Genomic DNA, 22368 nt, shown 5'->3' with positions numbered 1-22368 from the left:
CCTCCATCGGGAGGCTTATCTGGCGCTGTTTTTCGTTTCATCTTTCACGCGCTAGCCTCCTGAAGTCAGGTGCTAAAGTAAAAGAAGAAGCGGAAAATAGCAGCATTCATGCTTGCGTTACCTTGTAGGGTAAAAACCGTTAAGACCTTATTGAAAAGCCTGCACGGATAAATGTCAATCTTCTGATGGTGTTAAATGAAAAGAGGAGGCAAAGCCCCCTCTCTCAACTGGCTTATGCCAGTGCTGCTTTCGCTTTTTCGACCAGAGCGGTGAACGCTACTTTGTCGAATACTGCGATGTCAGCCAGGATCTTACGGTCGATTTCAACAGAGGCTTTTTTCAGGCCGTTGATGAATTTGCTGTAAGAAATACCGTTCTGACGTGCTGCTGCGTTGATACGCGCAATCCACAGTTGACGGAACTGACGCTTACGCTGACGACGGTCACGGTAAGCGTACTGACCTGCTTTGATAACAGCCTGGAAGGCAACGCGGTATACGCGTGAACGCGCACCGTAGTAGCCTTTAGCTTGTTTCAAAATTTTCTTGTGACGTGCACGTGCAATTACACCACGTTTTACGCGAGCCATGTGTGCTCTCCTGTATCTATTCTAAGTTAAAAAAGTTAAACGTTAACGACTTATGCGTACGGCAGGCACGCGATGACCAGGCCCAGATCGCCTTTAGAAACCATGGCTTTTGGACGCAGGTGACGTTTACGCTTGGTAGCTTTCTTAGTCAGAATGTGACGCAGGTTAGCGTGCTTGTGCTTAAAACCACCTTTACCGGTTTTTTTGAAGCGCTTAGCAGCACCGCGTACGGTCTTAATTTTTGGCATTTTAATAACTTCCACTTCGCATTGTTAAATAAACGAAACATAGGCGAACAAAACCTATGAAACCCGAAGGCTCCACAGATTTTGCTGCTTGAAGGCCTTACTGTTTCTTCTTAGGAGCGAGCACCATGATCATCTGGCGGCCTTCGATCTTCGTAGGGAAGGATTCGACTACTGCCAGTTCACTCAGATCGTCACGGACGCGGTTAAGCACTTCCATACCAATCTGTTGGTGGGCCATCTCACGACCGCGGAAACGCAGCGTGATCTTGGCCTTATCGCCATCTTCCAGAAAGCGAATCAGGCTGCGGAGTTTTACCTGATAATCGCCATCGTCGGTACCAGGACGGAATTTGATTTCCTTAACCTGGATAACTTTTTGCTTCTTCTTCTGTTCCTTAGAAGACTTACTCTTTTCATAAAGGAACTTGCCGTAGTCCATGATACGACAAACTGGCGGTTCGGCGTTAGGGCTGATTTCAACTAAATCTACTCCAGCTTCTTCAGCCTTTTCGATCGCTTCTCTCAGACTCACAATCCCCAGCTGCTCGCCTTCCAGACCTGTTAAGCGAACTTCCTGGGCGCGAATCTCGCCATTGATACGATTCGGACGTGCCGTTTGAACTCGTTTTCCGCCTTTAATACCTTATTCCTCCAGTTGTTGAAGACTGCGGCTGCGAATCTCTTGTTGCAGCTTCTCAATCACTTCACTTACGTCCAGGCTCCCCAGGTCTTTACCACGGCGGGTGCGAACGGCAACTTTGCCTGCTTCCACCTCTTTATCACCACAGACCAACATATACGGGACACGACGTAAAGTGTGCTCGCGGATTTTAAAGCCAATCTTCTCATTTCTCAAGTCTGCTTTTACGCGAATGCCCGCATTTTGTAGTTTCTGCGTCAATTCTTTAACGTAATCCGCCTGAGAATCGGTAATGTTCATCACCACGACCTGCACTGGCGCAAGCCAGGTTGGGAAGAAGCCTGCGAACTCTTCGGTCAGGATGCCGATGAAGCGCTCCAGTGAACCGAGAATCGCACGGTGAATCATAACCGGCACCTGACGCTCGTTGTCTTCGCCAACATAAGAGGCGCTTAAACGCTGCGGCAGGGAGAAGTCCAGCTGTACCGTTCCGCACTGCCATGCGCGATCGAGGCAGTCATACAGGGTAAATTCAATTTTCGGACCGTAGAATGCGCCCTCGCCCAGCTGGTATTCGAACGGAATACCGTTCTCTTCCAGCGCTACGGCGAGATCCGCCTCTGCGCGATCCCATGTCTCATCGCTGCCGATACGTTTTTCCGGACGCGTTGAGAGTTTGACCACGATCTTCTCGAAGCCAAAGGTGCTGTACATATCGTAGACCATACGAATACAGGCGTTAACTTCTTCACGGACCTGATCTTCAGTACAGAAGATATGCGCATCATCCTGAGTAAAGCCACGAACACGCATCAGACCGTGCAGCGCACCTGATGGCTCGTTACGGTGGCAGCTACCGAACTCCGCCATACGCAGCGGCAGATCGCGGTAGGATTTCAGACCCTGGTTGAAGATCTGAACGTGGCCCGGGCAGTTCATTGGCTTGATGCAGTATTCACGGTTCTCAGACGAAGTGGTGAACATCGCATCTTTGTAGTTGTCCCAGTGGCCGGTTTTTTCCCACAGCACACGGTCCATCATGAACGGGCCCTTCACTTCCTGATACTGGTACTCTTTCAGCTTGGAGCGCACGAACGTTTCCAGTTCACGGAAGATAGTCCAGCCGTCGTTATGCCAGAACACCATCCCCGGCGCTTCTTCCTGCATATGATACAGGTCAAGCTGCTTACCGATTTTACGGTGGTCACGCTTAGCCGCCTCTTCCAGGCGTTGCAGGTATGCGTTCAGGGCTTTCTTATCGGCCCACGCGGTACCATAGATACGCTGCAACATCTTGTTGTTGCTATCGCCACGCCAGTAAGCGCCTGCGATTTTCATCAGTTTGAAGTGATGACAGAAGCGCATATTCGGCACGTGCGGACCACGGCACATGTCGACGTATTCCTGGTGATGGTACAAGCCTGGCTTGTCATCATGAGCGATGTTTTCATCAAGAATCGAGACTTTGTAGCTCTCGCCGCGCTTCACGAAGGTTTCACGCGCTTCGTGCCAGCTGACTTTCTTCTTAATGACGTCATAGTTAGTTTCGGCGAGCTCGTGCATACGTTTTTCGAGCGCGTCGATATCTTCCTGGGTCAGGGTGTGGTCAAGGTCAACGTCGTAGTAGAAACCGTTGTCGATAACCGGGCCGATCGCCATTTTGGTGTTTGGCCACAGCTGCTTGATAGCATGGCCTAACAGGTGCGCGCAGGAGTGACGAATGATCTCCAGACCTTCTTCGTCTTTCGCGGTGATGATCGCAAGCGTTGCATCGCTTTCAATCAGATCGGACGCGTCTACCAGCTCGCCGTTTACGCGGCCTGCAATGGTTGCTTTTGCAAGTCCAGGACCGATAACCAGGGCAACATCCATTGGGCTAACAGCGTGGTCGAAATGGCGTTGGCTGCCATCAGGAAGAGTAATTACAGGCATTTTATATCCTTATTTGCAGTGATGCCCCACACATAAGAGCATATACAAAGAAAATAATCGTGATTAAACAGTAGATTACGAAACCATCTGACCAACAATCGTCAAATTGGTTCGTCATCATTCACCGGCCGATTTCAGAATAATGCGGGTTTACGACAGGCGACGTAATGGTAACACTATTGACAGGGCGAATGCACCTTCCTGCGACCGTTTTGAACCGCACATCCTGTTGTCTGCATTAATGAACTTTTGTTGACGGGTGCTCGCAATCCGTAAGTGCTGAGCTATTCTTGATCTGGTCCTTAAACATCGAAGGGGTATCACATGAACGTATCGAGTAGAACCGTTGTGATATTAAATCTACTTTCCGCTGCTGGCCTGGTATTGATTCTGGCTGACAGATTCCATTGGTTTTAAGCCGAACCGGTGTTCCGGCATAACCTGTTCTCCCTTGTTGAGCGCTTTCTGGCGCAGACTTTGGTAGACTAAGGGTATCAACTGACAAGGATTAGGTTATGCCAACAAAAAAATTTGCCGTGAAGCACTGGAAAATGGTCGTGGTGTTAATTGCTATTTGCGGCGCGATGTTGCTGCTGCGCTGGGCCGCAATGATCTGGGGCTAATATTTTGTCTGCGAAAACGTGGCGTTAATTTACTGAATAAATTTTAACTATCTTTACGATAATTTAGGGTACAAAAACCGGTACGTCATAATCCGGTTTTCGACAGGCTGTAACAGCGTATATATTGCGTCACAGGCGGCAGTTGAAATATCAGGACCACTCACCCGCCACCAGCTTGTGTACATCAAATGCGTCATTCATTGACTGGCCGGTAGACTGAGAGCCGGGGGCAATGTTGGAGCCCGCTTCTACATCAGAGGCTTTAGCGATCCCGATTGGGTTGTTAACGTCACTGGCAGGTTGCGTCATATTATCAGCAGCAAATACGCCAAATGAAAGTGCGGAAAGCACCATCGCTGCTGTAGCGGTTTTGATTTTTTTCATAATTTTATTCTCATACTTATTTAATGCGATAGGCCTGAGGCGAGTTTTTCGCCTGTGCCGTAAGTGTAGATCTGGATCACATTTTTGCCTAGTCAAATTATTTATCAATTCGTGTCAAATAAACTGAATAAGCTCTGGCCAGCTAATTATGGAGAAATTATGAAGATGAAACCAGACACATTATTTTAAAACGCCGTTTAATATAAATAAGCACAGTTTCAGAAAATAAAAAACGGGCCGAGAAGAGTCCCGGCCCGACGAAATTACATTTTATAACCTAAAGAAATCGTGGTTCGGCGATCGGTATGTTCCGGCGCAGAATCAGGTGGGGATGAGTTCCAGGTTACGTTGTACGCCACCTTGAGTCCAAAGTGTTCGTTGATGGCCACGTTCAACGCACTTTCAGAGTTCAGCGTTGTATCTTCAGCGCCAAACACCGACACACCCTGGGTGAATTTTGCGTTATCCGTCATCTGCCATGCGTAGGTGCCCGATGCATAACCCAGCGGCTGGGTTTCATCTTCGCCGTTGGTGTACTCGTCGTAACGGACACCCGGACCGAATTCAAAACGCAGGCTGTGCACCGGCCCATTGAGGAACTGACGACCATAACCCGCAGTTACGACATCACGCTGGCGATAGCCGTTGTAGCGGTCAGTCAGCCAACTCGCCTGCCCGAACAGGTAGTCATAATCGGTCATGTTGTATCGGCTACGTCCGCCTACCGCGTATTTCTCCGATGAGCGTTGATCGTTAGCAGAGGTGTTGCTGGCATTTCCCCACAGCGACCAGGCCGTGGTGTTGCCGTACCAGGTCAGGGTGCTGTCTGCGGTCAGGGAGGAGCTTTTCGTATTACCGGATTGCGCCAGATACCCGGCATTCACGTTACCTTCAAAGGGTTTTTTGGCAGTGGAGGGATCGTCCATGACAGTAAAAACGGTATCATCGGCGGTTGCATTCAGTGACGCAAATACGCCACCCGCCAGCATCAGTGCTGCGGGTACTGTCTTCAAAAGCTTCATTTTATTTAAGGAGTCCGTACAACATAAAAAGAGACCGTCACGGTCTCGGAAACTTTCTTGCGGATCAATGACAAGGCGACCATAGAAAGGTAACAAATTATAAAAAGCCGCAAATAACATAGCAATATTTTCTTCTTTCATTTTTTGAATAAGAACGATCCCAAAACGCGTTTTATTTTATATGCCCGGCGCAGCTTATTTGTCAGCATTCATATTTAAAATCATACTGTTATTTACGTTGCCTTCCTGCCAAACGGTGCCAGGCTTAAAAGAACCCATGATAAAAGGAGGTCATGATGGCTTCGATTTATACGCTGACACTCTCCCCTTCCCTCGACTCCGCGACCATGACGCCGCAAATCTACCCGGAAGGTAAGCTGCGCTGTAGCGCGCCGGTGTTTGAGCCGGGCGGCGGCGGCATCAACGTGGCGCGCGCTATTACCCATCTCGGCGGAAAAGCCACCGCCATCTTCCCCGCTGGCGGCGCCACGGGAGAACATCTGGTGGCGTTGCTGGCAGATGAACAGGTGGCCGTAGACACCGTCGACGCTAAAGACTGGACCCGGCAGAACCTGCATGTCCATGTTGAATCCAGCGGCGAGCAATATCGCTTTGTGATGCCGGGGGCGAAATTGACCGATGATGAGTTTCGTCAACTGGAAGAGAAAGTGCTGACCATTGAAAGCGGCTCATTACTGGTGATCAGCGGTAGCCTGCCGCCGGGCGTCAAAACAGAGAAACTGACGGCGCTGGTTCAGGCGGCGCTCCAGCGCGGCATCCGCTGCATTGTCGATAGCTCGGGCGAAGCCCTGAAGGCGGCGTTAGAACCCGGACAACTTGAACTCGTTAAACCTAACCAGAAAGAGCTCAGTGCCCTGGTTAATCGAGAACTCAGCCAGCCTGATGACGTTCGTACTGCCGCAGAAGAGCTGGTACGTACGGGCAAAGCACATCGCGTTGTTGTTTCTCTCGGTCCTCAGGGGGCGCTGGCCGTCGATAAGACGGGCTTTGTGCAGGTTGTGCCACCGCCGATGAAAAGCCAGAGCACCGTGGGTGCCGGTGACAGTATGGTTGGCGCGATGGTGCTGAAGCTGGCGCAGGGCGCTTCGCTTCTGGAGATGGCACGCTATGGCGTCGCGGCAGGGAGTGCAGCCACCATCAATCAGGGAACGCGTCTGTGTTCGCTTGCGGATACCCAGAAAATTGTCGATTACCTCGAGAGAAGCTGAACCTGCTTCCCCTTCCCATGGAGGGGGAAGTCGCTAAACAGGGCTTATCGACTATGCTAAGAAAACTTTCAGGATAACAACGAGGTGAATTATGAGCAGTGGTGATATCACCCGCTACGTCGTAACCGTGAATATTCATGAGGCGTCGCTGACCGAACTGAATGAACTCAACAACGCGTTCACGCGCGCCAATTTTCTGCTCACGCTGACGGACGATGAGGGCAATATTCACGATCTCGGCTCACTGGCATTTGGCCTGATAAGCCCGCTGAGTCAGGAAGAGGTGAAGGCGCTGGCCAGTAGCCTGGTGGAAAGCGTGACTGACAAAGCCACGGAAATTGATGTGGATAGCTGGGAAAACTGGCATAAAAAAGAACAATAAGTGCCCTGTATAAAATTAAACCGCTCAGTTGTGCGTTAGTTCCTGTTTTTTTATAGCCGTTTTGCGCTAACTTTATGATCTGGCAGACAACATGGGAGAGACATCATGTGGCAGGCTATCAGTCATCTTTTAAGTGAGCAGCTGGGTGAAGGTGAAATTGAACTGCGTAACGAACTGCCAGGCGGAGAGATCCATGCCGCATGGCATTTACGTTACGCCGAGCGCGATCTTTTCGTTAAATGTGATGAGCGCGAATTGCTCCCCATTTTTACTGCCGAAGCCGATCAGCTTGAGCTGTTATCGCGCAGTAAAACAGTCACCGTTCCGCAGGTTTTAGCCGTCGGCAGCGATCGTGACTATAGCTTTCTGGTGATGAACTATCTTCCCGCGCGTCCTCTGGATGCGCATAACGCCTTTATTCTCGGGCAACAGATCGCCCGTTTGCACCAGTGGAGCGATCAACCTCAGTTTGGGCTCGATTTCGATAACGACCTCTCCACCACCCCACAGCCAAACGCATGGCAGCGCCGCTGGTCGACTTTTTTCGCCGAACAGCGCATCGGCTGGCAGCTGGAGCTGGCCGCTGAAAAGGGATTAGCGTTCGGCAACATCGACGCGATTGTTGAACATATTCAGCAGCGTCTGGCTTCGCATCAGCCTCAGGCTTCCCTTCTGCACGGTGATTTATGGTCAAACAACTGCGCGCTTGGGCCTGATGGTCCCTATATATATGACCCGGCCTGCTACTGGGGCGACAGAGAGTGTGACCTCGCGATGCTGCCGTTGCACCCTGAACAGCCGCCGCAAATTTATGATGGCTATCAGTCTGTCTCGCCGTTACCTGCGGGTTTCCTTGATCGTCAGCCGGTTTATCAGCTGTACACCTTGCTAAACCGGGCTATTTTGTTTGGCGGGAGTCATCTGGTAAATGCCCAGCGGGCGCTGGACCGTATTCTGGCGGCATAGCGGGAAGGGGCAGCATCACGCCCCTTCCCTTAGGATTTACAGGAAGCCAAGCAGCGTAAAGAAGAAATACCCGGCCACAATGATGATGACCGGCAGGATGTAGAGCGGGAAAAACTGCACAAAAATGGTATGACGCGGAACGACAATGCGCGATTCGATCTGCTCGCGGCTCATCCCGTCAGGGCCTTTCGCCTTCTCAAGTATCAGCTGATCTTCCACCCCTTCGCGTAAAAAGCGGGTCTGGCGACTCATGCGCGCGCCGGAGGCCTGCAACGCCATCGCGATAAATATCAACGCATAGATTATCCAGAAACCGACATTCAGCTGGTGGTGAAAATCCGGCGTGGGGGAGTTGAACCAGAAGACGTTCAGGAACGGAGTGTTAAACCGCATCATCTCAATCATGACGTGGGCAAAATCAAGCATAACGGCATTGATGCCCGGCTGTTTTTCGCTGTGATCGTACATAAATTTGAGTACGGAGATCAGCGTTGAAATCAGGGCGGGAATAAAAATAACCCAACCAGCAACACGTTTTAAGACCGCGATGCGTCCAGCTTGTTGATACGTCATTAGTTCCTCTTCATAAAGACGCGTTATTTGTGCCTAAGTCTACCTGCTGTCGGTCAATTTCGCCCGCTCTTTGCATGCAATATGCTAAATTGCTTGTGCTTAGCACCGTTCGTCTTACCCCAAGATAAGGAGATGTTGTAATGTCGACACCGCGCCAGATACTTGCCGCTATTTTTGACATGGATGGATTGCTGATTGATTCCGAACCCCTGTGGGATCGGGCTGAACTGGACGTGATGGCCAGCCTCGGCGTCGATATCAGTCGTCGTAACGAGCTTCCCGATACCCTGGGGCTGCGCATCGATATGGTGGTTGACCTTTGGTATGCCCACCAGCCATGGGTTGGCCCGGATCGCGACGAAGTTACGGCGCGCATTATCAACCGCGCCATCTCCCTCGTAGAAGAGTATAAGCCTCTGTTACCGGGCGTACGCGACGCTATCGCCCTGTGCAAGGCGCAAGGGCTGAAAGTGGGACTGGCCTCCGCCTCACCGCTGCATATGCTGGAAAAAGTGCTGACGATGTTCGGGCTGCGCGACAGCTTCGACGCGCTGGCCTCGGCCGAAAAGCTTCCGTACAGCAAGCCACATCCGCAGGTGTATATGGACTGCGCCGCGAAACTGGGGCTGGATCCGCTTACCTGTGTGGCGCTGGAAGATTCGGTTAACGGCATGGTGGCGTCCAAAGCCGCACGTATGCGCTCCATCGTTGTGCCGGCTGAAGAAGGCCGACACGATCCCCGTTTTGCCCTGGCGGATGTCAGGCTGACGTCTCTTGAAGAATTGACTGCCCGCCATCTGCGTGGGGAGTAACGCTCTTTCAGGCAGCTTCGGCTGCCTGCCCCGCAAAATCAAAACAACGTTTTACTTTATTTGCTTTTCTCATTCCAGACTCCTATTCTTACGTGCAGAATGACAATAACCTGACTTCTGAGGCGCGTATGATACTGGATGCTTTTACTCTGGCAGGAAAAGTGGCGATGGTGACCGGGTGCGATACCGGTCTGGGGCAAGGCATGGCCATTGCCCTCGCCGAAGCAGGATGCGATATCGTGGGGGTTAACCGCAAGGTTCCTGACGAAACGGCAGCGCGCGTTACGGCGCTGGGACGACGCTTTATCGCGATTCGCGCCGATCTTGGCAAGCAGGAGAGTATTCAGAGCGTGGTGGATACCGCAGTCGCTGAGATGGGCCGCATCGATATTCTGGTTAACAATGCCGGCACCATCCGCCGTGCCGATGCGCTGGAATTTAGTGAGAAGGACTGGGACGAGGTCATCGATCTCAATCTGAAATCAGTCTTTTTCCTCTCTCAGGCAGTGGCGAAACAGTTTATCGCGCAGGGTCAGGGCGGCAAGATCATTAACATTGCTTCCATGCTCTCCTTCCAGGGCGGCATCCGGGTGCCCTCCTATACGGCGTCCAAAAGCGGCGTGCTGGGCCTCACCCGCCTGCTGGCGAACGAATGGGCGCCGCTAGGTATTAACGTGAACGCTATCGCGCCAGGTTATATGGCGACCAATAACACCAGGCAGCTTCGCGATGATGAGCAGCGCAGCCAGGCGATCCTCGACCGGATTCCGGCGGGCCGCTGGGGTCTCCCGGAGGATTTACAGGGTCCGGTGGTGTTTCTGGCTTCAAGAGCATCTGATTACGTTAACGGTCATACTCTCGCCGTAGACGGTGGCTGGCTGGCGCGCTAACCGCGCGTTTGTGACAAAGAGTTACACCGTCACCTCTTTCACACACTGTATAAAAACCCTATACTGTATGAATCGACAGTTTACCGGGTTTTATCATGACGGCGGAAGGCCACCTGCTTTTTTCACTTGCCTGTGCAGTGTTTGCCAAAAACGCTGAACTGACCCCTGTGCTGGCACAGGGGGACTGGTGGCATATTGTCCCTTCCGCCGTACTTACCTGCCTGCTGCCGGACATAGATCATCCAAAGTCATTCCTTGGCCAGCGGCTAAAGTGGATTTCAAAGCCCATCGCCAGAGCCTTTGGTCATCGCGGGTTTACCCACAGCCTGCTGGCCGTATTTGGCCTGCTTACACTCTTCTATTTAAAGGTTCCGGAGAGCTGGATCGTCCCGGCGGATGCCATTCAGGGCATGGTGCTTGGCTACTTAAGCCATATCCTCGCCGATATGCTGACGCCAGCGGGCGTACCGCTGCTCTGGCCCTGCCGCTGGCGTTTCCGCCTGCCAATCCTCGTGCCGCAAAAAGGCAACCAGCTGGAGCGCGTTCTGTGCATGGCGCTGTTTGCGTATGCCGTCTGGATGCCGCAGACATTGCCCGAAAATGGTGCAGTGCGCTGGTCATCGCAGATGATCAACTCGCTGCAATTTCAGTTCAATCGTTTTATTAATCACCAGATTGAACATTAAACCGACAATATAATCACTTTTGTCATAAACCATTCCATATGGATATAAGCGTGACATCACACTTCTGATAACCTTGCGCCAACAGGTTCGGTAAAAACCGACCGTATAATAAATCAGGAGAACGGGGATGAATTTTCCACTCATCGCGAACATTGTTGTGTTCGTCGTATTGCTATTGCTTCTCGCCCAGGCTCGCCACAAACAGTGGAGCCTGGCGAAAAAGGTACTGGTCGGTCTGGTCATGGGCGTGGTGTTTGGCCTGGCCTTACACGCTATTTACGGCTCCGACAGCCCGGTACTGAAAGACTCCATTCAGTGGTTCAACATTGTCGGTAACGGCTATGTACAGCTGCTGCAAATGATCGTTATGCCGCTGGTATTCGCCTCTATTCTGAGCGCCGTAGCCCGCCTGCACAATGCCTCTCAACTGGGTAAAATCAGCTTCCTGACCATTGGTACCCTGCTCTTCACCACGCTGATTGCAGCGCTGGTGGGTGTGCTGGTAACCAATCTGTTTGGCCTGACTGCTGAAGGTCTGGTGCAGGGTAGCGCTGAAACCGCGCGTCTGACGGCGATTGAGACCAACTACGTGGGTAAAGTGGCCGATCTGACCGTTCCGCAGATGGTGCTCTCCTTCATTCCGAAGAACCCGTTTGCTGACCTGACCGGCGCAAGCCCAACCTCCATTATCAGCGTGGTGATCTTCGCGGCATTCCTGGGCGTGGCTGCGCTGAAGCTGCTGAAGGACGATGCGCCGAAAGGCGAGCGCGTTCTGACGGCCATCGATACCCTGCAAAGCTGGGTGATGAAGCTGGTGCGTCTGGTCATGCAGCTGACGCCGTACGGTGTCCTGGCGCTGATGACCAAAGTCGTTGCAGGTTCTAACCTGCAAGACATCATTAAGCTTGGCAGCTTTGTGATTGCCTCGTACCTCGGTCTGGGCATCATGTTTGTTGTGCACGGCATTCTGCTGGCGGTGAACGGCGTTGGCCCGCTGAAATACTTCCGTAAAGTCTGGCCGGTGCTGACCTTCGCTTTTACCAGCCGTTCCAGCGCGGCATCTATCCCGCTGAACGTCGAAGCACAGACCCGTCGTCTGGGCGTACCGGAGTCTATCGCCAGCTTCTCGGCCTCCTTTGGCGCCACCATCGGGCAGAACGGCTGTGCGGGTCTCTACCCGGCGATGCTGGCCGTAATGGTTGCCCCAACAGTGGGGATTAATCCGCTGGATCCGGTCTGGATTGCGACGCTGGTCGGTATCGTGACCATTAGCTCCGCCGGTGTTGCGGGCGTGGGCGGCGGCGCGACCTTCGCTGCGCTGATCGTTCTGCCTGCGCTTGGACTGCCGGTGACGCTGGTTGCCCTGCTGATCTCTGTTGAACCGCTGATCGACATGGGTCGTACCGCCCTGAACGTGAGTGGCTCAATGACCGCCGGTACCCTGACCAGCCAGTGGCTGAAGCAGACCGACAAAACAATTCTCGACAGTGAAGAAGATGCGGAACTGGCCCATCGTTAATCACGGCCGAAATAAAAAAACCGCCTGAGGGCGGTTTTTTTATGGCTGTTATTCTTCAACCTCTTCATCCTGGCGGGTCTGCATAGCCCATCGCTGCGCCGATTCTGGCACCGTAAACGCAGGGGAGCGACGGAAGTGCTCGCCAATCAGCACGAAGGCAACGTATTTACCCCGTAACATCCAGACATCGCGAAAACCATCCACTTTCAGGGCATGGTCAGGCGGCGCGGGTTCAACGCGGGGCACATAGCTAATAACCTGGCGGTTTTGTTGACGAAGAGGTTTCATAAGCGACGGGTTCACTAATGCAAATTATTAAAGCAGGAAATTTCTATCATAGCCGATTCTCCCCCCACCCGTCGCGCCTGACATGTGGCAGATGGCTCCTTTCGCTAATCACTTCCTCTGAAAACGCTTAGTTCGCCTGCTAATTCATCACATTGTTCTATCCTTAATAGGGTTTTCAGGAACGAACAAAGGAGAATCGTGCAATGTCGAACAATGATAAACCCCATCAATCCCCTATTCATGGCACCGAAGAATCTCAACCGGGAATGGACTCACTCGCCCCTGCGGATGGCTCTCATAAACCGTCGCCGGGCCTCTCCGCGCCGGGCGAGCAACCTACTGCACCGGGAAGCATGAAGTCACCCGATGCGGACAACGAAAAGTTAAAATCTCTCGACCCGCACCGCAAAGGGGGTGAAGGCTATGCGCTGACCACCAATCAGGGCGTGCGCATCGCCGATGATCAGAACTCCTTGCGCGCCGGAACGCGCGGCCCGACGCTGCTGGAAGATTTCATCCTGCGGGAAAAAATCACCCATTTCGACCATGAGCGTATTCCTGAACGTATCGTTCACGCTCGCGGCTCTGCGGCGCACGGCTATTTCCAGCCGTACAAGAGCCTGAAGGAGATCACGAAGGCGGATTTCCTTTCCGATCCGAACAAAATTACACCGGTATTTGTGCGCTTCTCTACCGTACAGGGCGGCGCGGGTTCGGCCGACACGGTGCGTGATATCCGCGGCTTCGCCACCAAATTCTATACCGAAGAGGGCATTTTCGACCTCGTCGGGAATAACACCCCGGTTTTCTTCATTCAGGATGCGCATAAATTCCCTGACTTTGTCCATGCGGTAAAACCAGAGCCACACTGGGCGATACCGCAGGGACAAAGTGCGCATGACACCTTCTGGGACTACGTCTCCCTGCAACCGGAAACCCTTCACAACGTGATGTGGGCGATGTCTGACCGGGGGATCCCACGCAGCTATCGCACCATGGAAGGCTTTGGTATTCATACCTTCCGTCTGATTAACGCTGAAGGTAAAGCGACGTTTGTGCGTTTCCACTGGAAACCGGTCGCGGGGAAAGCGTCCCTGGTGTGGGATGAAGCACAGAAGCTGACCGGGCGCGATCCGGACTTCCACCGTCGCGAACTGTGGGAATCCATTGAAGCCGGTGATTTCCCGGAATACGAGCTGGGGTTACAGCTGATCCCGGAAGAGGACGAGTTCAAATTCGACTTCGACCTGCTCGACCCGACCAAGCTTATTCCCGAAGAGCTGGTGCCGGTTCAGCTGGTGGGCAAAATGGTGCTTAATCGCAACCCGGATAACTTCTTCGCGGAGAATGAGCAGGCTGCGTTCCACCCGGGCCATATTGTGCCGGGGCTGGATTTCACCAACGATCCGCTGCTCCAGGGCCGTCTGTTCTCTTATACCGATACGCAGATCAGCCGTCTCGGCGGACCGAACTTCCACGAAATTCCTATCAACCGTCCGACCTGCCCGTACCATAACTTCCAGCGTGACGGGATGCATCGCCAGGATATCGATACCAACCCGGCGAACTACGAGCCAAACTCCATTAACGATAACTGGCCGCGTGAAACCCCGCCGGGGCCAAAACGTGGCGGATTCGAGTCGTATCAGGAGCGCGTGGATGGAACAAAAATTCGCGAGCGCAGCCCGTCATTCGGCGAATATTACGCTCAGCCTCGCCTGTTCTGGAACAGCCAGACCCCGATTGAACAGCAGCACATTATCGGCGGTTTCAGCTTTGAGCTGAGCAAAGTGGTGCGTACCTACATTCGCGAGCGCGTGGTCGACCATCTGGCGCATATTGATATCCAGCTTGCTCAGGGCGTGGCGAATAATCTCGGCATCACGCTCACCGATGAGCAATGCCATGCCGCACCGCCAAAAGACGTGAACGGGCTGAAGAAGGATCCGTCCCTGAGCCTGTACGCGGTACCTGGCGGGTCAATTAAAGGCCGCGTAGTGGCTATTCTGCTGAACGATAAACCGCGCGCCAGCGACGTACTGGGGATCATGCGGGCGCTCAAAACCCAGGGCGTACATGCCAAACTGCTTTACTCTCGCATGGGTGAAGTGACGGCCGATGATGGCTCCGTCCTGCCGATTGCCGCGACCTTCGCCGGAGCACCGTCGCTGACGGTTGATGCGGTGATTATGCCGTGCGGCGACGTTGAGAGCCTGCTCGGTAACGGTGATGCCGCCTATTATCTGCTGGAAGCCTATAAGCACCTGAAGCCAATCGCTCTGGCAGGCGATGCGCGGAAGTTTAAAACTCTGCTGAAGGTACGGGATCAAGGGGAAGAAGGCATTGTCGAAGGTGATAACGTCGATGATGCGTTTATGACCCGGTTGTTTGACCTGCTCGCCGCGCACCGCGTGTGGTCGCGCAGCAGTAAGATTGACCAGATACCGGCGTAAAAAACCTGAAGCCCTCACCCCGGCCCTCTCCCCTGGGAGAGGGAGAAAACAATAAAAACGGTAACCAAAAGGTTACCGTTTTGCTTTTACCTCGCCACCGGGCTTTGCCTCAAAGATCCCTGAACGTCCCCAGACGATACCCACGCTCGGCAATCGCATACTTTAACGACGCCGATGTCAGCACATCCAGTTCTGCCAGACGCGGCCAGCAGTAGGCGCTCTTACGTACTATCTCATCGACAAACGCCGGGTGCGCCATTACCTCAAGCGAGCGCTCCCCTTTTGCGGCGGAGTCATCCAGCACCTTCAGGAACAGCGCTTCGTCGATCTCGTCGCCATAAAATGCGCTGCTGAACCCCTCCGTTGACGTCACCGCGACGTCCGGCAACCCGCGCACCTCACGATCCACGCGCATCGCCACGCCTTTACGTTGCGCAAACTCTGCCACAAGCGGGAAAATCGCCGGGATCATATGCACATGATGATGGCTGTCAATATGGGTAGGTTCGCGGCCAAACATATCCACAAAGCGGTTAAACTGGCACTCCAGCTCGCGGGCAATCTCATCGAGCGGCAGAGCGTCCTGCTCCGCCATTTCCCAAATCCATTTCCCCAGTTGTCCCTCGCGCGTCAGACCCGGCATCGGTGAAAGGGGCAACCCAAGCGTCAGCACAAAGTGCATGCCCACGCCCAGCTCGGGCAGCTCACGGCTTAACTGCGCCGCATGTTCCACCGCCTCACCGTTGATGAGCGCTGTTGTAGAGGTCACGACGCCCCGGCGACAGGCTTCAATAATGCCGTAGTTCTGCCCTTTTGACAGGCCAAAATCATCGGCATTGACGATCAGCAGGTTTTCCATCGCGCCTCCTCTTAACGGTGTGTGAGTTTCAGTTTCTCAACCGTTGCAGCAAAGTTTGGCAGCCATTTTTCATGCGCCAGGATCATCTCACTCGCGAGTTTTTCAGCGTCACGGTCAGAATGCACCAGCGGGCTGAGATTCAGCGCCAGCAGTACGTCATTCAGTTCGCCGCTCAGGGCAGCATTGCTCGCCGCCACTTCAAAGCCTTTGATGGTGTGAATCAGCCCCATCACCTTATCGTCGAAGTGGGTAATGCGGGGATGCGGTTTTGCACCCTCGCGTCCAAGGATGCAGGTCATCTCAACGGCCCAGTCTGCCGGGATATTGTCGATGTGCCCGTGATGGGGAACGTTCACATAGTGCTCGGCCTGCTTGTCATTGTAAATGGCGTTAATCACTTCACACGCCGCATCCGAATAGTATGCCCCGCCGCGCTGCTCCAGCTCTTTCGGTTTGACGTTCAGGTTCGGATCTTTATACAAATCAAACAGCTGCTTCTCTACTTTCTGCACAACCTGAGCGCGTGCGCCACCTTTGTAGTATTCGCCCATTTCAATGGCCAGCATCTCTTTCTGCTTGAAGTAGTAAAGCAGATACGAGCACGGCAGCAGATTCAGGGAGCGGATCAGCCCTTCGCTGAACGGCAGATCGAAGATGTTTTTCACCGAGGCCGCAGTCAGGCGACCAGAGGCGACGCCGTCGAGCAGTTCCGCAAAGCGCGATTGCCCGTTCACAATCACATCTTTGATAAAGACCATGTGATTCAGGCCGAACAGGTCAATGGACAGATCATCGTGCTCGGTCAGTTCCAGTACATCGCGGATGAACATCTTCATGCCAATCGGAATATTGCAGACGCCGATAAAGCGTTTGAAACCGGTATGGCGATAGACTGCCTCGGTGACCATCCCGGCCGGGTTGGTAAAGTTGATCACCCAGGCGTTCGGGCAGATCTCCTCCACGTCTTTAATGATGTCAAAAATGACCGGAATAGTACGCAGGCCTTTAAACAGGCCACCTGCCCCGTTGGTTTCCTGGCCCAGATAACCATGGCTCAGCGGAATGCGCTCGTCCAGCTCACGCGCCTTCAGCTGGCCGACGCGCAGCTGCGTGGTCACGAAGTCAGCATCTTTCAGTGCCAGGCGACGATCCAGCGTTTTATGCACGGTTAAGGGCACGCCCGCTTTTTCAACCATGCGTTTGCACAGTTCAAAAATAATATTCAGCTTCTCCTGACCTTCTTCAACATCCACCAGCCATAATTCGCTGACCGGTAATTCATGATACCGTTTCAGGAAACCTTCAAGTAATTCCGGAGTATAGCTGCTGCCGCCACCAATGGTTACGACTTTTAATTTCTGTTGCATAATATCTCCCTTAGCGTATCAGGTTAATCGCCTGCAAGGTATAGCGTGCTCTTCCCGCTATTTGGGCAAGCCATTACGTCACTGTTCCTGGCGGATAAACCGCCGAAAGTTAATTAATTACCGTTAAATTTTTGCGGTAACTGTTCGGTGTGAATGAAGTCAATTTTTTAAAGGTTTTAATAAACAGACTGGGACTGCTGTAACCCGATTCGTAAGCGATATCGGTGACAGAGTAATTAGTAATTTCCAGCTGTTTTTTGGCAAAGTTAATGCGGATTTCATTAATAATTTGCACAGGCGTTTTACGGTAATAACGCTGCGTGGCGCGCGTCAAATATTCCTGCGATTTACCCGACAGCGCCACCATATTCTCCAGGGCGTTATCGCTGAACTGTCCTTTGTCGTGCATCAGCTCCACGGTACTACGCAGCCACTGAGGAATATCATCCACCACCTGCTGTTCTTCACGGTGATGGCGGAGGCGATTCATGACGTAGAACGTCACGGTTTCAATAAATTCATCAAATTCATTGTCGCGGAAATTCAGCGAGGCGATAACCGTTTCAATCCAGGTCATAAACTCATTTTTAACGCGATACACCTGTGACGCCACAAAGCAGAACGGCACCAGCGGCAGATAATGCTTCTCGAAGAAACGCCTGCTCACGCCTACGTTCAGAATGCGCGTCGCACCAAACTCATAAAAGCTCTGGTGATAAGATCCCATCGGCAGGAAGACGAAATCGCCACGCTCAAGCAGGACGCGCTTACCGTTGATCTCCTGATAGTAGCGGCCGGTCAGAACAATCGTGAACTCGTAGTAGTCATGCTGGTGCAGACCGCTGGCGCTCTCCGTTTTGTTGTAAATCACCACGTGAAAATTCTTGCCATTAAACAGCTGCTGCTCATGTGCGGTTTTGATTTCCATCGTGCTGACCTCCTGTTACTTCATCCTGACTTATTGCATCTTCTCGTGAAGCTCGATGAGCTCCGCTACCAGCTCGCGTGCCAGCATGGAGGTCATCAGATGATCCTGCGCATGTACCAGCACCAGACTCACTTTCATCTTCCCTTCGCCCTGGTCGCTTTCGATAAGCTTCGTCTGCACCAGATGCGCTTCGTTTAACGCCGTACGGGACTGCTCCATCATGGTTTTCGCGGCAACGAAGTCGCCCTGCTTGGCCTGCTTAAGCGCCGCATACGCCAGGCTGCGTGCCTGCCCGGAGTTGATGATGAGGCCCATCACCACCTCTTCCAGATCGTTCTCTGCGGTTTCTTCGGCAACGATACTCTCTAAATCTAACATTTTTTAAGCTCCTTTCCGCTGGCGCGGGTTGCCCCGCGCCGTGCAATTTTAGAATTTCAGTGCGAGGGCGATATCCTCTTCGCTCTCTTCTTCATCGATAACCGTTGCGGCCTTGTTCGCAATCGCCACGAACGGCATGTAGAGCAGGGTTGCAATCCCGAGGTTGAATATCGCCAGCAGGAAGGCGGCCACGCTACCATTGGTGTTGAAGAACGCGCCCAGACCAGCCGGCATCGTCCACGGCGCAATGTTGGTCACCGGCGGGATAATGCCCAGGTAGTACGCCGTCAGCGTAATCGCGGCCAGCAGCGGCTGAACCAGGATGAAGGGAATGAACATCACCGGGTTCATGATAATTGGCAGACCAAACAGGATCGGCTCGTTAATCTGAAAGATGCCTGACGGCAGGGCCAGCTTCGCAACCTGACGATGGTCAGCGCGGCGAGAGACAATAAAGACCGCGATGATCAGACCCAACGTCGCCCCGGTACCGCCCAGGAAGATATAGGAGTCAAGCATCGGCTTCGCCCACACATGGAAGGTTTTACCGGCCGCCAGCGCCGCATCGACGGAGCCGTACTGCTGGTAAAGCGCGACGTTTTCCAGTGCCCATGGGGTCATAATACCGCTGTCCAGCGCCGCCAGTGCCAGTGAACCATGCACGCCGAAGAACCACAGCAGGGAGGTAAAGATGACATACGCCCAACCGACCACGCTACCCATCGACGCCAGCGGCGTTGAGATAGAGTCCATAATGATCTGGTGGAAGTTAGTTCCCCAGTGAGAGAGCGCCCAGGCAATAATCCCCATGATGGAGAGAATAATGAAGCCCGGAATCAACGCGGAAAATGAACGAGAAACAGAGGCCGGAACGCTATCCGGCAAGCGGATAACCCAGTTACGGCGAATAATGAAGGTGAACATTTCGGCCACCACCAGCCCGATAATAATACCGGAAATGATGTTTGCCCCACCCAGCCAGTTGGCGCCAACGGCATAAGCGTCGCCCACGCTGTACGGTGTGACGGTCATGAACGCGGCAATGGACAGTAAGCCTGCCGCCAGCGGATCCACTTTACGCTCTTCCGCCAGCGCCATTCCAATAAAGAAAGGCGCCATTAGCGACATAATACCCAACGTACCGTTGTATACATTGCCGCCAATGGCTTTTAAACTATTAAGGGTGTCAATAGTTGAAGCATCTAACCTAATTCCTAATGAATAAAAAAAGGAACCTTCTCCAAAGCTCAGAAAAACGTTGTTAATTAAAACGAACATTGCCCCGGCTAATGTCAACGGCATTAATTTAATAAAGCCGTTCTTGATGGCATTAACGTGAGGCTGCTTTCCTATTTTAACAGCAAAAGGAAGGAGTACCTTTTCAAGTGAAGCGATGACTTTACTCATAGGAAAATACCCTTAAAGGCCGCAACGATCGTTACGGCAGATTGTGTGTGAAATAACTCTTTGACGGGAAAAATAAAAAATTAATTAGCAGCTTTTTTAATCGCCGCAACGGCAGCTTTTAATACACCTAAACCATCAATCTTGCCGTATAAAACGGAATCGATCACTTCGACCGGCTTATTGGGTAGCAGACGTTGAATTTCTGGCAGCATATAAGCGATTTGCGGCCCGAGTAAAATAACGTCTGCTGTCTGGCCCTTCTCGCCCGCCAGCGTTTCCGGAAACGCCTCAATCACCACAGGGACTTCATATTTTTCGGCCTGCGCGCGCATTTTAGAAACCAGCAGCGAAGTGGACATGCCCGCAGAGCAAAACAGATAGATATGTTTCTTTTCCATGATAACTTCCCTCTTGTTTGGCTACCCGCCGTCTCGCTATCACTCGACTCGCTATCCTGGCTGACGGGCAGTGTGCTGAACATTGTTTATCGTTGAAGTGAGTATACGCAATGGTACAGGGAGGGGATAATTCTGGATAGACTGAAATTGTCTCTCATTGACCTGGCTTGTTGACTACCTTCACATTTCAGGCAAATAATTCGCGCCAAGAAATAAGATTCACGTATGCATAAAAAAACCGGCCTTCCGGCCGGTTTGTTAACGCTCTCAGGCAAGCAGGCTTACTGTGCCTTAGGTGCCTGTGGGTCGGTGTCGTATTCGGCACAGGTCTGGTAACCAGAATTGATCACGTGACCCGTATCATCCAGGGCGACAAAGTAGGTCTCTGCCTTACCATCACGTTGACCCAGAATATAGGTCTGGCAGGTACCACGCGCGTGGATCATAGTAACTTCTGAAGAAGGTTTACCGGCAATGGCTGCAACCTGGGAACGCGTCATGCCTTTTTTGACGTCTTTTACCACTGGCTGTGTGAACTGATCTTTGGTGCGATCGTAAGCTGTACACCCTGCCAGCATAGTCAGTACCGCCGCTGCGCTTAAAATTCCTGCTACGTTCTTGTTCATATTCCGTCCTCTTGTTTATCAGCGTGTTAACTAAGCATGGGATAAAAATTACTATTGTTCAACTTTGCGAGTTACGCCAGACGAATTTCGGAAAATTCTAATAAAACAACGGTAAGCTGCTAAATCGCTGTAAAACAGTACACTCAAAACTGTGATCCTTGTCGTTTCCCCGACAAAGGGTTAGTTTTAACAGATCACACTTTCTGTTTGGTTCTGCATAGGGAGGGCGTAATGGCTCTGCAACAAGAAATTATTCAGGCGCTGGGCGCGAAACCTGCGATTGATGCCAATGAAGAGATCCGTCGTAGCGTTGATTTTTTGAAAGCTTACCTGTCTGCACACCCTTTCCTGAAGACGCTGGTGCTGGGTATCAGCGGCGGTCAGGATTCCACTCTGGCCGGCAAGCTGAGCCAGATGGCCATCTCCGAGCTGCGTGACGAGACCGGTGACACCGCGCTGCAATTTATTGCCGTACGTCTGCCGTATGGCGTGCAGGCTGACGAGCAGGACTGTCAGGATGCGATCGCGTTTATTCAGCCGGACCGTGTTCTTACCGTAAACATCAAAGGTTCGGTACTGGCAAGCGAGCAGGCCTTGCGTGAAGCCGGTATTGAACTGAGCGATTTTGTTCGCGGCAACGAGAAAGCCCGTGAGCGCATGAAAGCGCAGTACAGTATCGCAGGGATGACCAAAGGGGTTGTCGTCGGCACCGACCACGCCGCGGAAGCCATCACCGGCTTCTTCACCAAATACGGCGATGGCGGCACGGATATCAACCCCCTCTTCCGCCTGAACAAGCGTCAGGGCAAGCAACTGCTGGCGGCGCTGGGCTGCCCGGAGCACCTGTATAAGAAGGCGCCAACGGCGGACCTGGAGGACGATCGCCCTTCCCTGCCGGATGAAGCCGCGCTGGGCGTCACATATGACAACATAGATGATTATCTGGAAGGCAAAACGCTCGACGAAGGTACCGCTAACATTATCGAAGGCTGGTATCTGAAAACCGAGCACAAGCGCCGTCCGCCGATTACGGTGTTTGATGATTTCTGGAAAAAGTAAAAGCAAAACGGTAACTCAGTTTTACAGGCCGGGTAAGGCGTAACCGCCACCCGGCTCTTTTTTAACCACCGAACACCTGCTACACTGTATGCCTGAACAGTATATGGAGC

The 22368-nt window shown here is 52.6% G+C and carries 27 protein-coding genes and 1 other annotated feature (1 of these 28 running past the window's edge); of the genes, 11 read left to right on the top strand and 16 right to left on the bottom strand.

What is annotated here, in order from left to right:
• Positions 1–115: a sequence feature (Phe leader region), on the bottom strand; it reaches 10 nt to the left of the window's first position.
• The 5 genes from pheM to thrS form a co-directional block, all read right to left on the bottom strand.
• Positions 66–110, bottom strand: a complete 45-nt coding sequence (gene pheM / locus L384_RS22490; RefSeq protein ID WP_001386830.1) for a pheST operon leader peptide PheM — start codon at positions 108–110, stop codon at positions 66–68. (Overlaps the previous feature by 45 nt.)
• A gap of 117 nt (positions 116–232) precedes the next feature.
• Positions 233–589, bottom strand: a complete 357-nt coding sequence (gene rplT, locus L384_RS06785) for a 50S ribosomal protein L20 (protein ID WP_000124850.1) — start codon at positions 587–589, stop codon at positions 233–235.
• 50 nt (positions 590–639) lie between these two features.
• Entirely contained in the window at positions 640–837 is a 198-nt protein-coding gene (rpmI, locus tag L384_RS06790) for a 50S ribosomal protein L35 (RefSeq protein ID WP_001124225.1), read from the bottom strand.
• Positions 838–934: 97 nt separating this feature from the next.
• On the bottom strand, positions 935–1477 hold the full coding sequence (infC, locus tag L384_RS0121200; RefSeq protein WP_023616141.1) for a translation initiation factor IF-3: 543 nt from the start codon (positions 1475–1477) through the stop codon (positions 935–937).
• A 3-nt stretch (positions 1478–1480) separates the two neighbouring features.
• Complete coding sequence (gene thrS, locus L384_RS06795) at positions 1481–3409, bottom strand: threonine--tRNA ligase (protein ID WP_023324499.1); 1929 nt, start codon at positions 3407–3409, stop codon at positions 1481–1483.
• Between the two features lie 324 nt (positions 3410–3733).
• Between thrS and yncL the strand changes: the two genes are divergently transcribed.
• Both yncL and yniD read left to right on the top strand, forming a co-directional pair.
• Positions 3734–3826, top strand: a complete 93-nt coding sequence (gene yncL, locus L384_RS22050; RefSeq protein ID WP_071785204.1) for a stress response membrane protein YncL — start codon at positions 3734–3736, stop codon at positions 3824–3826.
• Between the two features lie 98 nt (positions 3827–3924).
• Positions 3925–4032, top strand: coding sequence for a small membrane protein YniD (yniD, locus tag L384_RS22485; RefSeq protein WP_023324498.1), 108 nt, complete (start codon positions 3925–3927; stop codon positions 4030–4032).
• 150 nt (positions 4033–4182) lie between these two features.
• On the opposite strand, the gene L384_RS06800 is transcribed toward yniD, so the two are convergent.
• Complete coding sequence (locus L384_RS06800; protein ID WP_023324497.1) at positions 4183–4416, bottom strand: YdgH/BhsA/McbA family protein; 234 nt, start codon at positions 4414–4416, stop codon at positions 4183–4185.
• A gap of 263 nt (positions 4417–4679) precedes the next feature.
• Positions 4680–5438 (bottom strand): DUF481 domain-containing protein, encoded by a 759-nt coding sequence (locus L384_RS06805; protein WP_026080717.1) that lies wholly within the window; start codon positions 5436–5438, stop codon positions 4680–4682.
• A gap of 296 nt (positions 5439–5734) precedes the next feature.
• Here L384_RS06805 and pfkB point away from each other — a divergent pair, with 296 nt between their 5' ends.
• The 3 genes from pfkB to L384_RS06820 all read left to right on the top strand — a co-directional run bounded on the left by pfkB (position 5735) and on the right by L384_RS06820 (position 8015).
• Positions 5735–6667 (top strand): 6-phosphofructokinase II, encoded by a 933-nt coding sequence (gene pfkB / locus L384_RS06810; RefSeq protein WP_023324496.1) that lies wholly within the window; start codon positions 5735–5737, stop codon positions 6665–6667.
• Between the two features lie 91 nt (positions 6668–6758).
• Positions 6759–7049 (top strand): type V toxin-antitoxin system endoribonuclease antitoxin GhoS, encoded by a 291-nt coding sequence (gene ghoS / locus L384_RS06815; RefSeq protein ID WP_003857822.1) that lies wholly within the window; start codon positions 6759–6761, stop codon positions 7047–7049.
• 105 nt (positions 7050–7154) lie between these two features.
• Positions 7155–8015 carry a fructosamine kinase family protein gene (locus L384_RS06820; RefSeq protein ID WP_023324495.1) on the top strand — a complete coding sequence of 287 codons (861 nt, stop codon included), beginning with the start codon at positions 7155–7157 and terminating at the stop codon, positions 8013–8015.
• Positions 8016–8051: 36 nt separating this feature from the next.
• Here L384_RS06820 and L384_RS06825 read toward each other — a convergent pair whose 3' ends face one another.
• Positions 8052–8588 carry a YniB family protein gene (locus tag L384_RS06825; RefSeq protein WP_003857823.1) on the bottom strand — a complete coding sequence of 179 codons (537 nt, stop codon included), beginning with the start codon at positions 8586–8588 and terminating at the stop codon, positions 8052–8054.
• Positions 8589–8728: 140 nt separating this feature from the next.
• On the opposite strand from L384_RS06825, the gene hxpB reads away from it, so the two are divergent.
• The 4 genes from hxpB (at position 8729) to tcyP (ending at position 12495) form a co-directional block, all read left to right on the top strand.
• Complete coding sequence (hxpB, locus tag L384_RS06830; RefSeq protein WP_003857825.1) at positions 8729–9400, top strand: hexitol phosphatase HxpB; 672 nt, start codon at positions 8729–8731, stop codon at positions 9398–9400.
• Positions 9401–9528: 128 nt separating this feature from the next.
• Positions 9529–10290 carry a 2-dehydro-3-deoxy-D-gluconate 5-dehydrogenase KduD gene (gene kduD, locus L384_RS06835; protein WP_003857827.1) on the top strand — a complete coding sequence of 254 codons (762 nt, stop codon included), beginning with the start codon at positions 9529–9531 and terminating at the stop codon, positions 10288–10290.
• A gap of 95 nt (positions 10291–10385) precedes the next feature.
• Entirely contained in the window at positions 10386–10976 is a 591-nt protein-coding gene (locus tag L384_RS06840) for a metal-dependent hydrolase (RefSeq protein ID WP_015570742.1), read from the top strand.
• A 127-nt stretch (positions 10977–11103) separates the two neighbouring features.
• The gene (tcyP, locus tag L384_RS06845) at positions 11104–12495 is read left to right on the top strand and encodes a cystine/sulfocysteine:cation symporter (protein ID WP_023324494.1); all 1392 of its coding nucleotides are present in this window, start codon (positions 11104–11106) and stop codon (positions 12493–12495) included.
• 48 nt (positions 12496–12543) lie between these two features.
• On the opposite strand, the gene cedA is transcribed toward tcyP, so the two are convergent.
• Positions 12544–12798: a cell division activator CedA gene (cedA, locus tag L384_RS06850; RefSeq protein ID WP_071785203.1), complete on the bottom strand. Its 255-nt coding sequence runs from the start codon at positions 12796–12798 to the stop codon at positions 12544–12546.
• A gap of 188 nt (positions 12799–12986) precedes the next feature.
• Between cedA and katE the strand changes: the two genes are divergently transcribed.
• Positions 12987–15236, top strand: coding sequence for a catalase HPII (katE, locus tag L384_RS06855; protein WP_023324493.1), 2250 nt, complete (start codon positions 12987–12989; stop codon positions 15234–15236).
• Between the two features lie 109 nt (positions 15237–15345).
• Here the strand turns inward: katE and chbG are convergent, their stop codons facing one another.
• From chbG to osmE, 7 genes are all read right to left on the bottom strand, one after another.
• Positions 15346–16095 carry a chitin disaccharide deacetylase gene (gene chbG, locus L384_RS06860; RefSeq protein WP_023324492.1) on the bottom strand — a complete coding sequence of 250 codons (750 nt, stop codon included), beginning with the start codon at positions 16093–16095 and terminating at the stop codon, positions 15346–15348.
• 11 nt (positions 16096–16106) lie between these two features.
• Positions 16107–17462, bottom strand: a complete 1356-nt coding sequence (locus tag L384_RS06865) for a 6-phospho-beta-glucosidase (RefSeq protein ID WP_022650894.1) — start codon at positions 17460–17462, stop codon at positions 16107–16109.
• A 109-nt stretch (positions 17463–17571) separates the two neighbouring features.
• On the bottom strand, positions 17572–18390 hold the full coding sequence (gene chbR, locus L384_RS06870) for a transcriptional regulator ChbR (protein ID WP_017384663.1): 819 nt from the start codon (positions 18388–18390) through the stop codon (positions 17572–17574).
• 30 nt (positions 18391–18420) lie between these two features.
• Positions 18421–18768 carry a PTS N,N'-diacetylchitobiose transporter subunit IIA gene (gene chbA, locus L384_RS06875; protein ID WP_003857835.1) on the bottom strand — a complete coding sequence of 116 codons (348 nt, stop codon included), beginning with the start codon at positions 18766–18768 and terminating at the stop codon, positions 18421–18423.
• 48 nt (positions 18769–18816) lie between these two features.
• Positions 18817–20175: a PTS N,N'-diacetylchitobiose transporter subunit IIC gene (gene chbC, locus L384_RS06880; RefSeq protein WP_023315923.1), complete on the bottom strand. Its 1359-nt coding sequence runs from the start codon at positions 20173–20175 to the stop codon at positions 18817–18819.
• 80 nt (positions 20176–20255) lie between these two features.
• Entirely contained in the window at positions 20256–20573 is a 318-nt protein-coding gene (chbB, locus tag L384_RS06885) for a PTS N,N'-diacetylchitobiose transporter subunit IIB (protein WP_015570750.1), read from the bottom strand.
• 281 nt (positions 20574–20854) lie between these two features.
• Entirely contained in the window at positions 20855–21199 is a 345-nt protein-coding gene (osmE, locus tag L384_RS06890; RefSeq protein WP_003857836.1) for an osmotically-inducible lipoprotein OsmE, read from the bottom strand.
• A gap of 231 nt (positions 21200–21430) precedes the next feature.
• Between osmE and nadE the strand changes: the two genes are divergently transcribed.
• Positions 21431–22258 (top strand): ammonia-dependent NAD(+) synthetase, encoded by an 828-nt coding sequence (gene nadE / locus L384_RS06895; protein ID WP_022650893.1) that lies wholly within the window; start codon positions 21431–21433, stop codon positions 22256–22258.
• Positions 22259–22368: the final 110 nt, after the last annotated feature.

Origin of the sequence: Enterobacter sp. MGH 38, assembly GCF_000492855.1 — a bacterium.
Taxonomy (GTDB): domain Bacteria; phylum Pseudomonadota; class Gammaproteobacteria; order Enterobacterales; family Enterobacteriaceae; genus Enterobacter; species Enterobacter hormaechei_C.
The sequence above is the reverse complement of the archived record's forward strand: the minus strand, read 5'-3'. Positions and strand labels throughout refer to the sequence as shown.